Origin of the sequence: Shewanella sp. KCT (genome assembly GCF_007636505.1) — a bacterium.
GTDB classification, from domain to species: Bacteria; Pseudomonadota; Gammaproteobacteria; order Enterobacterales; family Shewanellaceae; genus Shewanella; species Shewanella halotolerans.
The window spans coordinates 48,945-62,605 of record NZ_LVDJ01000019.1; the positions used below are offsets into that span (position 1 = coordinate 48,945).

Genomic DNA, 13,661 nt, shown 5'->3' on the forward strand with positions numbered 1-13,661 from the left:
TTATTCTCCCGCTAAAGGTCTAAAGCGTCTAAGTTCCAATAACTTATAACCTGTGTACTGGCCCATCAGGAGCACAGTTGCCAGGATCACCAGATGGATACCCAGGAAGTTAAATACCCAGTGTTGTACCCAGGTGGCGCTCATGGCCAGGTAGGCTAAGGTGGCAACAAACAGGCTGCCGCCACCCTGAACCATTACCTCTTTGGCGCCTTCCTCTTCCCAGAGAATCGACATACGTTCGATGGTCCATGCCAGGATGATCATCGGGAAGAAGGTGATGGTGAGACCCTCGCTTAAACCGAACTTATATGAGAGCAGGGTAAACAGGCCTATGATGCCGATCACCACTATGATCACCGCGGAGATCCGCGAGATCAGTAAGAGGTTGAGATCTGACAGATAGGAGCGGATCATCAGGCCGAAGGCGACGATCAGCAGGAAGCCAACAAGGCCGGTCAGCAGGGTAGTCTGAATAAAGGCCAGGGCGATCAGCACGGGCATGAAGGTACCCGAGGTCTTGATGCCGATGATCACCCGCAGGAACACCACCACTAGCACGCCGATCGGGATCAGCAAGATACCCTTAAACAGGCTCTGCTCTTCCAGCGGTAACTGATAGAGGGAGAAGTCCAAGGCATTCTTGTTCTTCAGCATATCGATAGAGGTGGCGAGCGCCGAGCGGGTGTCTTGCAACATGGAGAAGTTAACCTGAGAGTTAACCCCGCCCACTACGTCCAGTGTCGACTTGGCGGTTCTGTCCCAGATAAGCAGGTTGTCAGGGCGTCCCTGAGTGCCATCGTTAGGGTTGAAGATGATCCATTGACCCTGATGATAGACCTCAACATAGTTGGTCAGCTGCTGACGACGACGTTGATCTTCTAAAAACAGACCGCTGACTTTCTTGGCCGGGATCCCCTTGCTGTTGAGCATGCGGATAAACAGTTCGGCGCGGGAGTTACTGGTCAGCAGTAGCTCAAGGTTCTGGCTGCGCTCGGTGGCGTTGAAGCTCTTGTTAAGCTGCTGGGCAAATGACAGGTTTGTGGCGCTACGCGACCAGATCTCGTTCATCACCTGCTCTGCGGCGGCCAACTCGGTGGCGGGCCAGTTATAGGCTTGTGGTGCGTCGGGTTCTTTGTCGGCCGGGATCTCATTCTTGCCGGTCGGTACCAGGGTGACCTTATAGTAGAGATCTTGCTGACCGATCGCCTCGCGGGTCGACCAGGTGACCTGACGGCCGGTGTCATCTTCTGTGGCTGACAAGCCGTAGCCTGGAGAGGTGGCGTTTTCCGCTAAGATCTCAAAGGCAGGATCCTTGGGCAGCGAGAAGGTGACCTCGGCAGGCTCGCCGGTGCCCTGAAAACTCACCTTGGCATCCACGGCCCAGCTCTGTACCTGCTCGCCCGGGAGGAAGGGGACATTATGTTCTATGCCGCGATAGACGCTGGCGGCCATGCCCGCAATAAACAGCAGGGCCACTAAGATATAAAAAGGTTTTTTAGAGTGCATCGAATTTACATCCTGTTATTTGGCTGTTTTTGATGGATTGTTCTTACCGTGCACAAAAGTCTGTCCTACATCGACGACGGCAATGTCTTGCATAAACTTACGTCCTAGCAGCAACTGATAGTCGAGGTGACTACGATCGACCAGGTTGAGATCGGTTTCCGCCTTGTAATTGCCAATCTGCAGATGGGCATGGATCACCGGGCGTCTGTCATTCTTATCATCGGCATCTTGCTTGATGCGTACGAAGCGCTCGACCTTAGACTCGAAGGTCTGTGATGGCTTATCGGCGCCTTGAGTGAAGACATCGAAGCGCACCCACTGCTTGCCATTACGTTCGAACAGTATGATGTTGTGGGCATCGAGCGATGAGGATTCGGCGCCGGTATCGATACGGGTCTCAAAGCCAGCCTTGATCTCATCGACATAGACGTGTTCAACCGCGCCTAGGATAAACTTGTCACCGATAGGGGATGGGTCGCACTGCATAGGGACCTGTACCACCTGCTTTTCGGGATGGGACTTGACGGCCGCCACCTGCTTAGACAGCTGATCAAGCTGGGCAGACAGGGAAGTCAGCGCTGCCTGCTGCTCGCTTTGGCTGGTGCTGATCAGGGTGACTAGTTCGCTCTTTTGCTCGCTCAGGCTCGCATTGAAGGTGTCGACATCGACAGGCGCGGGCTGCTTAGGATCTTGGGTGGCTGCGCAACCTACCAGGCTGGTTACCAGGGCGAGAGTGGTCATCTGTTTTAACATAGTGCTTCCCGTTTACTATTTTTGTTTAAACCAAATCTTTGTTGGGTTGATTTTTTACGGCGATAAAAGTGGCGCGTTTGGGCGCCGGATACCCCTCAACCGTCAGGCTGACATCGTTAGGATCCAGGTAGTCCACCAAGGACTCATTAGGCATCCATTCTGTGCTGCGTTGCTCCGCAAGTGAGGTAACGTCGATATCGACGCAGCGAACATCGACAAAATCCGCCTTCTTCAGCCAGGCTTCCAGCGCCTTGGCAGACGGCAGGAACCAGACGTTGTTCATCTTACCGTAGCGCTCCCCTGGGACCAGTACGGTATTTTCATCGCCATCGACCACTAAGGTCTCGAGGACGAGTTCACCGCCGGTTCTCAGTTGATCCCTCAGTTGCAGCAGGTGATCTATGGGGGAGCGTCTGTGATAGAGCACGCCCATGGAGAAGACAGTGTCAAAGGCATCCAGTGGCGGTAGCTGCTCTATGCCAAGTGGCAGCAGATGCACAGGGTGTTCGTTGCCCGCCAGGCGTTTTACCGCCTCAAATTGACACAGAAACAGCGGCGAGGGGTCGATACCCACGACGCGTTTGGCGCCGTCACCCAGCATACGCCACATGTGATAGCCGCTGCCACAGCCGACATCCAGCACGGTACGATTCTTCAGCGGTGAGATATGGGGCTGAACCCGCTCCCACTTCCAATCTGAGCGCCATTCGGTGTCGATATGGATGCCATGGAGATCGAAGGGACCCTTGCGCCAGGGGCAGAAGAGTTTAAGCAGGTTCTTGAGTTTCTCCTGCTGTCCCTTGCTGAGCTGCTCGCCACTGCCGACCTCTACCTTAGTGGTGAAATCGATTCTGTCCGGCGCAGGATAGTGCAACTTATTGAGCACCTTCTCCCACTTGGGTAGGTTGCCATGCTTATGTTCACGTTGCCACTGGCCGAGGATCGCCGGCAGCTCTTCTAACCAATGTTGAAGATTGGAATCGGCGATTTGTTGATAAAAGGAGCTGAAGCTGATCACTTGATGGCCACCATAGATGCGAAATTAAAACATTGGAACCAGACGCTGAAATGGCTAAAGCCTTGGGCCTTAAGCCTTTGCTGATGCTGGGGCAGGGTGTCAGGTTTCATTACATGCTCGAGCGAGCTGCGCTTTTGGCTGATCTCAAGCTCGCTATAGCCGTTGGCGCGCTTAAAGTCGAGGTGTAGCTCATCCAGCAGATGCTGCACAGGTTCATCTTCGAACACTAATTTCTCTGATAGCACCAGAATGCCGCCGGGTTTGAGTCCCTGATAGATCTTGGCGATCAGCGTCTGTCTGTCTTCCGGGGCCAAAAACTGCATGGTGAAGTTTAAGATGACCATGGAGGCATCTTGGATCTCGATATCGCGTATATCGGCGCAGATAAGGTCGACCGGGGTTTCGCTGACATAGGCGCTGAGGTTCTGTTGACAGCGCTCGATCATAGATTCGCTGTTGTCGACGGCGATGATCTCACATCCGCGACCTTCGATGCGGCGACGCACACTCAGGGTGGCCGCACCCAAAGAGCAGCCCAAATCATATATTTTGCTATTGGGGGTGACACATTTGTCGGCGAAATCGCCCAGGGTGTTGATGATCTGTCCATAGCCGGGAACAGAACGGCGGATCATATCGCTAAAGACGCCTGCGACTCTATCGTCGAATTGAAAGTCACTGATATGTTCACAGGCCTGCGCGTAAATAGTATCTTGAGTTGAGTTCATCAGAGTTTTTTGAGTAAATTCAATATTTCATTCTAGCTAATGATAACAGTTCGCAGCAAGTCTGGTACTGGTAATTAGGAATAAAATTCTGTCTAATATCCTAATAACAACATATATTTTACAGCGCGGTGACTTTGCGCTCGACGCAGGGATGCTAAGGTTATTTTTTGTAGCCAGCTTGTAATATAAGCTGCCTTTTATAAGCCCTTTTTATAAGGGACTGTTCTTAGAACAAGTGATAGCTTGGCTTGATATAAAAATGATAATAGAAACTGGGACCTACCTTTGACACCACTACACTCTTTTGCTTCGGCCTGTGTTGCCTGGCGACGTCTCCTGTCGGCATGCATAGTCTTTGCACCGCTTATGATGGCCCGTTTTGTGCTGGGGACGGCCGCGTTAGCGCTGAGCCTACTGGTTAGTTTTCAGGCGTCTGCAGAAGAGCAGCAAGGCCCGCTAGTCTTGGTAATGGGGGAGGACAGCTACCCTTATCAGTTCGTCGATGAGAATGGCGATGTCAAGGGTGTCTTGGTGGATCTTTGGCGTGAGTGGTCGTCTCAGACTCAGGTGCCCGTTGTATTTGTTGCCCGTCATTGGCAGGACTCCTTGAAACAGCTGGCGCAGGGGGATGCCGATATTCACATCGGCCTTGGGATCACCAAGGAGCGGGATAAAGATTTCGATTTCGCCGCGCCCATCGCCTATGTAAGCACCTATCTCTATGTGCGTAACACGCTAAAGGGTAAGAAGAGTTTTAGCGATCTCCAGCCCTATCGCATCGGCATAGTGACGGGGTCATCCCATGAATCCATACTCAATCAGCAAGTTAACGGATTAAGTTACCGCTACTATAATAGCCGCGCCGAACTGCTTCGTGGCGTGGTAGCCGGTGAGGTCGATGTCTTCGCCGGCATGGAAGGCTACTTAAAAGATAACGCCGTTAGCCGTGCCGTCCTGGAAGAGTTTCCCCTGGATAATCGTTTGCTTATCAAGAAGACGGCGCTGGTGCCCGCCGTCAGCAAGGGACGGCTGGATCTTATCACAGAGATCAACCGCGGCTTTGACCGCTTGAGCCAAACCAGCCGCGCCGAGATAGACAAGCGTTGGCTAGGTTTTAGCCATGATGCCAACACCTTAGTGATTGCCACCACAACAGGTATTCAACCCTTTGTCGATACCGGCGGCGATGGCGAGCCACACGGTCTCTATATCGATATCTGGAAGCTCTGGTCTAAGAAGACGGGCATAGAGGTGGAGTTTCGCCCGGCCGCTATGGAAGATGGCCTGGATGAACTCAAGTTTCACCGCGCCGATATCCATGTGGGGTATCCAGAGAGCGACACCATGAAGACCAATCTCACCCGTGCCTGGCGCACCTATCAGGTGAAGAGCCGACTGTTCAGTTATGGTAAGGCGATCAATAGCCTGGATGAGCTAAAGGGTATGCGTGTCGGCGCGGTGCCCACCGCGCCTTATCTGGATAAACTCAAGCAGGCGCTGCCAAACTCTGAGCTTAAGCTCTATACCGATGTGACTCAGATGATAGAGGCCGCCCAGCAGGGGCATATCGCTGCCTTCGTGGCTGCGTCTGCCTGGACCCAGCACTATCTACTGCGCGCCGAATCCTGGTCTGACTTTCACCAGTATCGCAAGCTGGCCTTTACCACAGATATCTATGCCTTGACCCGCAATGAGGACAAGGGGCTGGCCCAACGTATCGCAGCGGGCTTTCGTCTGATCAGCAACGCCGAGCTCGCCGCCATTGAGAATAAGTGGATCTTGGATAGAGATGACAGGAGCGTGCAGTCCTTGCTTAATCCGCTCTCAATCACTGAGGAGCAGCGCCGTTATCTAGACAGTTTGGGTACGCTTAAAGTGGGCTACCTTGCCGCCTGGGCACCCATGGAGTATCGAGGACCATCCGGTGAGTTTATGGGGATCAACAGTGAGATCAGCCACTGGGTCGCCGAGCAGTTGGGGTTAACCATAGAGGGCGTACCGTTCGATCGCTGGAGCAGTCTGCTAGAGGCGCTTAAACAGGGTGACATCGATATCGTCGGCAGCGTCGCCCATACGCCAGAGCGGGAACGGGAGATGCTCTTTACCACCCCCTATTGGCCATCGCCCTGGGGCCTGGTAACCAACCTTAGTCAGGTGACGGTATTTAACCTGAGTCAGATGAGCGGTAAGCGCCTGGCGATTGTCGAGGGGTATCATCTGATTGCCAACCTGATGAACAAGGCGCTGGGCATCGAACTGGTGATTGTGCCCAACAGCCGCGCTGGCGTCGATGCGGTGGCCCAAGGCAAGGCCGATGCCTTCATCGAGAAGGTGATCAACATGGCCATGGTGCTTAAGGAGTCAGACTACAAGGCGCTTAAGATGTCTGTGTTGGCAGATTTCTCCCAGCAGCAGAGCCACTTCGCCCTGAGCCCTAAGTATGATGCGCTGGTGCCACTGTGGGATCAGGCCATCGCCCAGATCACGCCAGAAAGGCAAGAGGAAATTTATCAGCACTGGGTAAAAGAGGAACCCAGCAGTTGGAAGGCCTGGGTCAACTATCAGAGTGCCTTCTATCTTCTGGCGCTACTCAGCTTTGTGGTGTTTGTCTATCTTATTTGGCGCGCTCAGCGTAGCCGCTTGGCGGCGGCCAAGGAGCTTGCCCATGAGCTGACGCGGGCAGGGCAGTTCGATGCACTCACCGGTTTGCCGAATCGCAGCCTGCTCGATGACAGATTGCAGCAGTCAGTGCTGCTACATCGCCGCGAGATGCAGCCCTTTGCCGTACTCTTTATCAGCTTCGATAACCTGCGTGAGATCAACCAGACCTATGGCCATCAGGTTGGTGACAGGGTGCTGGCCAAGGGCGCATCGCGACTCAAGGATGCGGTGCGTAAGTCTGATACCCTGGCGCGTTTTGGCGGCAACGAATTTGTGATGGTGCTTAATCGCAGCAAAGACCTCGATACCGTGTGTCAGGTGGCCGATGGCATAGTAGGCGGCTTTAGCGCCCCCTTTGCGATCAACGGTCTGGATGTGGCACTATCGGTCAGCATAGGGGTGGCCATGTTCCCGAATGATGGCGACACTGTGGTGGAGCTACTCAAGACCGCCGACAAGTTGATGTCGCGGGCGGTGAAACAGGGCGGGCGCTGTTACCAGAGCGCCTGATCTGTGACCCCAGTTCAGGATTTGATGGATATTTATCCAACCCAAAGGTTTACTTCATTTTAAGCGGATGAAGTTGTTTTGAAATCGGCAATATTTCACTATAATGCCGCTTTTGTCATGTATTGAATATCCTCAAGCACGGCCTTGACGGATGAAAGGAAAGTGTTAGATGCGCAGTCATTATTGTGGAGACGTTAATCGGTCTCATGTTGGGGAAGAAGTTACTCTCGTAGGTTGGGTAAACCGCAGTCGCGATCTCGGCGGCGTGGTTTTTCTGGATTTGCGCGACCGTGAAGGCGTGATTCAGGTAGTATATGATCCTGATCTGCCAGAGGTATTCGATGTCGCCAGCACACTGCGCAGCGAGTTCTGTGTTCAGGTGAAAGGTTTGGTACGCGCCCGTCCCGACAGCCAGATCAACGACCAGATGCGCACAGGTGAGATTGAGGTGCTGGGTAAGGCCCTGACCATACTCAACAGCGCACCGGCACTGCCGATCAACATGGACAAAAATCAACACAACACCGAAGAGCAGCGCCTGAAATATCGCTACCTGGATCTGCGTCGCCCAGAGATGGCCGAGCGCATCATCTTCCGCTCTAAGGTGACCAGCGCCGTGCGTCGTTTCCTCGACGGCAATGGTTTCCTCGATATCGAGACCCCAATTCTGACCAAGGCAACCCCAGAGGGTGCCAGGGACTATCTGGTGCCTAGCCGAACCTACAAGGGCCAGTTCTTCGCACTGCCACAATCGCCACAGCTGTTTAAGCAGCTGCTGATGATGTCTGGCTTCGACCGTTATTACCAGATCGTGAAATGTTTCCGCGACGAAGACTTACGTGCCGACCGTCAGCCTGAATTTACCCAGATCGATATCGAAACCTCTTTCATGACCTCAGCGCAGGTGATGGACAAGACTGAAGAGATGGTACGCGGTCTGTTTAAAGAGCTACTAAACGTCGACCTAGGCGAGTTCCCTAAGATGACCTTTGCCGAGGCGATGCGTCGTTACGGTTCAGACAAGCCGGACCTGCGTAACCCGCTGGAGCTGGTCGATGTAGCCGACCTGGTTAAAGATGTCGACTTCAAGGTGTTCCAGGAGCCAGCCAACGACAGCGAAGGCCGTGTTGCCGTGCTGTGTGTACCGGGTGGTGCTAGCCTGTCACGTAAGCAGCTCGATGAGTATGGTAAGTATGTCAACATCTATGGCGCCAAAGGCTTGGCATGGATGAAGGTCAACGAGCTGGAGAAAGGCCTGGAAGGCATTCAGTCACCAGTGCTTAAGTTCCTCAGCGAAGAGGTGGTTAAGGGGATCCTGGAGCGCACAGGTGCGGCCAACGGTGACCTAATCCTGTTCGGCGCCGACAAGGCGAACATAGTGGCCGAAGCCATGGGCGCGCTGCGTCTCAAGGTTGGTGAAGATTTCGACCTGCTTCAAGGCGAATGGAAACCACTATGGGTGGTTGACTTCCCAATGTTCGAGCGCACCTCTGACGGTGGCCTGCATGCCATGCACCACCCGTTCACCGCGCCAAGTGGTATCACGCCAGCCGAGCTGGAAGCGGATCCAACGGCGGCCATCTCTGACGCTTACGACATGGTGCTTAACGGTTGCGAACTGGGCGGTGGCTCGGTACGTATCTACGACGCAGAGATGCAGTCAGCCGTGTTCAGAATTCTGGGGATCAACGACGAGGAAGCGCAAGAGAAGTTTGGCTTCCTGCTCGAAGCGCTCAAGTATGGTACGCCGCCACACGCAGGTTTGGCGTTCGGCCTAGACCGTATGGTGATGCTGATGACAGGTGCCAGCTCGATTCGTGACGTGATGGCCTTCCCTAAGACCACCACGGCAGCCTGTCCGCTCACCAATGCCCCTGGCTTTGCTAACCCAGTACAGCTCGAGGAGCTTGGGGTGAGCGTAGTGGAAGCGAAAAAAGAGCAGGAATAAATCAAGATTGAACCAATAAGCCGAGCATCTTGCTCGGCTTTTTCGAGGCAAACTCGAATAAGGAGTCCCTATGGCCGGTCACAGTAAATGGGCCAACATCAAGCACCGCAAGGCGGCACAAGACGCTAAACGCGGTAAACTCTTCACCAAATTCATTCGCGAACTCACGGTAGCGGCCAGAGAAGGCGGCTCGGATCCCGATTCCAACCCGAGACTTAGGGCGGCAATCGATAAGGCGCTGTCAAACAACATGACTCGCGACACGGTCGAGCGTGCCATCAAGCGCGGCGCCGGTGAGCTCGATGGTCAGGTGCTGGAAACCATCATGTACGAGGGCTATGGTCCGGGCGGCACCGCCGTGATGGTCGAGACCATGACAGACAACCGTAACCGCACCGTCTCTGGCGTACGTAACGCCTTTAGCAAGTCGGGCGGTAACCTGGGCACGGATGGTTCTGTGGCCTATCTGTTTGAGAAGCGTGGCGTGATCTCTTACGCCGAAGGCAGCGATGAAGACACCATCATGGATGCGGCGCTCGACGCCGGCGCCGAAGATGTAGTGACCAATGATGATACCTCTATCGATGTCTACACTACGCCAGAAGCCTTTGGTGCCGTGAAAGATGCGCTGGACGCGGCAGGGCTGGAGGCGGTCAACGCCGAGGTGACCATGGTGCCATCGACCAAGGCAGAGTTGGACGCCGCCACCGCGCCTAAATTCCTGCGCCTGATCGATAACCTTGAAGATCACGACGATGTGCAAGAGGTCTATCATAACGCCGAGATCTCTGACGAGATCTTAGCCAGCCTCGAATAAGCAGGCGATGCCAATAATCTTGGGGGTGGATCCCGGCTCGCGTATCACAGGTTATGGGGTGATCCAGTGTCAGGGCAGGCAGCAGATCTACCTGGGCAGTGGCTGTATTCGCACCCAATCGGATGATCTGCCCACCCGTCTTAAGGTGATATTCGACGGGATCAGTGAGATCATCCGCCAATACCAGCCGGATGAATTTGCTATCGAGCGGGTGTTTCTGGCTAAGAATGCCGATTCGGCGTTAAAGCTCGGCCAGGCGCGCGGGGCGGCCATCGTCGCCGCCACCAATGCTCAATTGCCGGTGGCCGAATATTCGGCGACCCAGATCAAGAATGCCGTGGTAGGCACGGGACGGGCGCAGAAGAGTCAGGTACAGCACATGGTGCAACAGATCCTCAAGTTGCCGGCGGCGCCGCAGGCCGATGCGGCCGATGCGTTAGGCGTTGCCCTGTGCCATTTCCACACATATCAGAGCCTGATCGCCATGGGCGGTAAGGCTAGCGCGAGAACTTACGGAAGATATAGATGATAGGTCGTTTACGGGGATTACTCGTCGAGAAGCAGGCGCCCGAGGTGCTGATTGAAACTGGCGGTGTCGGCTATGAGGTGCAGATGCCGCTCACCAGTTTTTATGAACTGCCAGATTTAAACCAAGAGGCGGTGATCTACACCCACTTCGTGGTGCGTGAAGACGCTCAGCTGCTGTACGGTTTCATCACCAAGCAGGAGAGGGCGCTGTTCAGGCTGCTGATTAAGACCAATGGCGTCGGTCCTAAGCTGGCACTGACCATACTCTCTGGCATGACGGCGGGCGAGTTCGTTAAATGCGTCGAGCATGACGATATCGCGACCCTGGTTAAGCTGCCGGGTGTCGGCAAGAAGACCGCCGAGCGTTTGCTGGTTGAGATGCGCGACAAGCTCAAGAGTCTGATGGAAGCCTCCCATGGCAACGAGCGCGAGTTTGTGCTGCAGTCTAACTATACTCCTGCGCCTTTGGTTAACACCGCCGAAGAAGATGCCATCTCGGCGCTTTTGGCGTTAGGATATAAGCCGGCACAGGCCAGTAAGGCAGTGTCCAGTGTCTTCGAAGAGGGCATGGATTCAGAAACCTTGATTAAGGCATCGCTGAAATCGATGCTCTAGCGCTCAGAGTGAGAAATAGATGATTGAAGCCGATAGGTTAGTTCACGCCCAGCCCCAAGGCACAGAGGAGCGGGACGAGCAGATAGATAGGGCGATGCGTCCTAAGCTGCTGGATGAGTACACGGGCCAGGACGATACCAGGGCTCAGCTCAAGGTGTTTATCGAGGCGGCACACAAGCGCGGCGAGGCCCTTGATCATATGTTGATCTACGGACCTCCAGGCCTGGGTAAGACCACGCTCGCCATGATCGTCGCCAACGAGATGGGGGTTAACATCAAGTCCACCTCGGGCCCCGTGCTGGAGAAGGCGGGTGATCTCGCGGCCCTGCTCACCAATCTCGAGGCCGGTGATGTGCTCTTCATCGACGAGATCCACAGACTAAGCCCTGTGGTGGAGGAGATCCTCTACCCGGCGATGGAAGACTATCAGCTGGATATCATGATAGGCGAGGGCCCGGCGGCGCGCTCCATTAAGCTAGAGTTGCCTCCCTTCACCCTGATTGGCGCCACCACTCGTGCCGGCGCACTGACATCGCCGCTGCGTGCCCGTTTCGGTATCCCACTGCGTCTGGAGTTCTATAACGTTAAAGATCTTAGCAGTATCGTCACGCGCTCGGCCAAGGTGCTTGAGTTGCCGATCGATCAAGAAGGTGCGGTAGAGGTCGCCAGACGTTCTCGCGGCACGCCGCGTATCGCTAACCGTTTGCTGAGACGGGTGCGAGACTACGCCGAGGTGAAGCACGATGGCGAGGTTAACAAGGTGGTCGCCGAGAGCGCTTTGGATATGCTGGATGTGGATGTCGAAGGCTTCGATTATATGGACCGTAAGCTGTTGCTGGCCATCATAGATAAGTTTATGGGCGGCCCTGTGGGTCTGGATAACCTGGCCGCGGCCATCGGCGAAGAGCGCGAAACCATCGAAGATGTGCTCGAACCCTTCCTGATCCAGCAAGGCTTCATCCAGCGCACCCCAAGAGGACGTATCGCCACCGCCAGAGCCTATCAGCACTTCAACCTGATCCAGCCGGAATAATCGCTAGGCGAACGGTTATTATTCACATTAGTGAGTTGAGCGTTAAAAAGCGTGGTCGAAAGACTGCGCTTTTTTGTTTTCAGCCCTAAACCACCTACTTCAGTAGGTGGTTATCATCATTTAGGCTTTGCCTGTAATTCGCATTGATAGATAGATGCAGTTACCCATCGAACGGGGCGGTGTAATCACTTTCCCAATGCTATAAGCAGGCTAAATAGAGCCAAAAATAGGTTGGGTAAATAAATAGACGCTTTTGGCCCCCTTTGAGGGGGCTAATACAAAGCCACCTTCTTCAGAAGGTGGATTTTTACTTTCACCTACTGGCTCTAAATACGACAGCTTTGCTGTCTACCCAGTACCTCCCTGTCTGAACATTTAATCAAAGCTTTCAATCAACACCTCCAATCAAAGCCTTCAATCAAAGCCTTCAATCAAAGACTTTAATCTAAGGCGCTGATATAACGTCTTCATGAGCGTGCCTTGAGCATCATGATCTTGCGGCTGTCGCTCTGTCGTTGCTGGGGACGCACTCGAATTTCTATGCAATCAGGCCGACTATTCGAGTCGGTTGCTGTCTGCCAATTCCTGAATCCTACTCCTGAATCCCTTGGTTTAAAATTTAAGCTAAAAGAGTTCCTGTTAAAGGAATAAAAGATACAAAGCGTTACACATATATAATTTGATAAGCCTACTTGTTAGTGACTTTGTTAATTTCCAACAAAGATTGAGTGTATTTAAATTGAAGCTTGATTTATATCCGCTTTATTAATTCTGCACGTAGTTACTCCTTAAAATTAAATGCGTTAAGTCAGTAATTGATTTAATTGGATGGCGTGGAAGCTAGGTAGGGAGATAAGTTAACTAACGCTGAGTTTCTGCTCGTTTGTAAAATATTGTAACAAGCAAGTCTAATCATCGCTCAGCATCCTTATTCATTAAAGGCTCTGGTCGGCGGATTTGTTAATGTTGGCGTGCTTATGTGCTGTCGGCGTAAAAATGCCAGATTGAAACAAGTGTTTAGACTGTTGTTTTGTGATGATGGTCACACTTTTGCCTTTTGTGTGCGTTGTGATTGTGTTGCAACTCTTGCGGAGGAAAACACTGGCTCGGATCAAATTTTCTAGTTAATTAAACCAGGTGAATGCTTATTCACTCATTTAGTAGAAATATTAAACTTGCGAAGTTACTTAAATAATACTTTGTACTAGGGAATCCCCAGATAATTCCCTTTTTATTCAATTCAGTAGACACGCATGGTGTTGATTGATCTAATTGATTTCGCCAAAAAACTACCAGATCCAACACCATGCGTGATGTCCATACCTTACACGATTTACTCAAAAAGCAATGCCCGCAAATACATCAAAAACGGCTTAATTCTCTGATGGTTGCTACAGAAGCGTTACTTGATGGCAATCAGTTGTCACTCACTCAGCTTGGTCGCAATATCTCTGGTGCGGTGGCGCCAAAGCACAACATCAAACGGATAGACAGGCTACTCGGCAACCCGCATCTACACTCTGATAAATTCGCTATTTATCAAT

General features: G+C 53.0%; 10 protein-coding genes and 1 pseudogene. 7 read left to right on the top strand and 4 right to left on the bottom strand.

The window, feature by feature from the left end:
- From AYI87_RS19530 to cmoA, 4 genes are read right to left on the bottom strand one after another with little or no spacing between them, the layout of a single operon-like run.
- On the bottom strand, nt 1–1,506 hold the full coding sequence (locus AYI87_RS19530) for an inactive transglutaminase family protein (protein ID WP_144204302.1): 1,506 nt from the start codon (nt 1,504–1,506) through the stop codon (nt 1–3).
- 15 nt (nt 1,507–1,521) lie between these two features.
- Nucleotides 1,522–2,259: an ATP-dependent zinc protease gene (locus tag AYI87_RS19535; protein WP_144204303.1), complete on the bottom strand. Its 738-nt coding sequence runs from the start codon at nt 2,257–2,259 to the stop codon at nt 1,522–1,524.
- 25 nt (nt 2,260–2,284) lie between these two features.
- Entirely contained in the window at nt 2,285–3,277 is a 993-nt protein-coding gene (cmoB, locus tag AYI87_RS19540) for a tRNA 5-methoxyuridine(34)/uridine 5-oxyacetic acid(34) synthase CmoB (protein ID WP_144204304.1), read from the bottom strand.
- Entirely contained in the window at nt 3,274–4,005 is a 732-nt protein-coding gene (cmoA, locus tag AYI87_RS19545; RefSeq protein ID WP_144204305.1) for a carboxy-S-adenosyl-L-methionine synthase CmoA, read from the bottom strand. Before cmoA ends, cmoB begins: the two co-directional genes overlap by 4 nt.
- Before the next feature lie 366 nt (nt 4,006–4,371).
- Here cmoA and AYI87_RS19550 point away from each other — a divergent pair, with 366 nt between their 5' ends.
- The 7 genes and pseudogenes from AYI87_RS19550 to AYI87_RS19580 all read left to right on the top strand — a co-directional run.
- Nucleotides 4,372–7,176 carry a transporter substrate-binding domain-containing protein gene (locus tag AYI87_RS19550; protein WP_144204306.1) on the top strand — a complete coding sequence of 935 codons (2,805 nt, stop codon included), beginning with the start codon at nt 4,372–4,374 and terminating at the stop codon, nt 7,174–7,176.
- A gap of 169 nt (nt 7,177–7,345) precedes the next feature.
- Nucleotides 7,346–9,124, top strand: coding sequence for an aspartate--tRNA ligase (gene aspS / locus AYI87_RS19555; protein WP_144204307.1), 1,779 nt, complete (start codon nt 7,346–7,348; stop codon nt 9,122–9,124).
- Nucleotides 9,125–9,194: 70 nt separating this feature from the next.
- Complete coding sequence (locus AYI87_RS19560) at nt 9,195–9,941, top strand: YebC/PmpR family DNA-binding transcriptional regulator (RefSeq protein WP_041511163.1); 747 nt, start codon at nt 9,195–9,197, stop codon at nt 9,939–9,941.
- Nucleotides 9,942–9,948: 7 nt separating this feature from the next.
- Nucleotides 9,949–10,470 carry a crossover junction endodeoxyribonuclease RuvC gene (gene ruvC, locus AYI87_RS19565; protein WP_144204308.1) on the top strand — a complete coding sequence of 174 codons (522 nt, stop codon included), beginning with the start codon at nt 9,949–9,951 and terminating at the stop codon, nt 10,468–10,470.
- Nucleotides 10,467–11,084: a Holliday junction branch migration protein RuvA gene (gene ruvA / locus AYI87_RS19570; RefSeq protein ID WP_144204309.1), complete on the top strand. Its 618-nt coding sequence runs from the start codon at nt 10,467–10,469 to the stop codon at nt 11,082–11,084. The genes ruvC and ruvA overlap by 4 nt, the downstream gene beginning before the upstream one ends.
- Nucleotides 11,085–11,103: 19 nt before the next feature.
- Nucleotides 11,104–12,117 carry a Holliday junction branch migration DNA helicase RuvB gene (gene ruvB / locus AYI87_RS19575; RefSeq protein WP_144204310.1) on the top strand — a complete coding sequence of 338 codons (1,014 nt, stop codon included), beginning with the start codon at nt 11,104–11,106 and terminating at the stop codon, nt 12,115–12,117.
- Nucleotides 12,118–13,423: 1,306 nt separating this feature from the next.
- Nucleotides 13,424–13,661, top strand: a pseudogene (locus AYI87_RS19580) (IS4 family transposase); the annotation flags it as partial.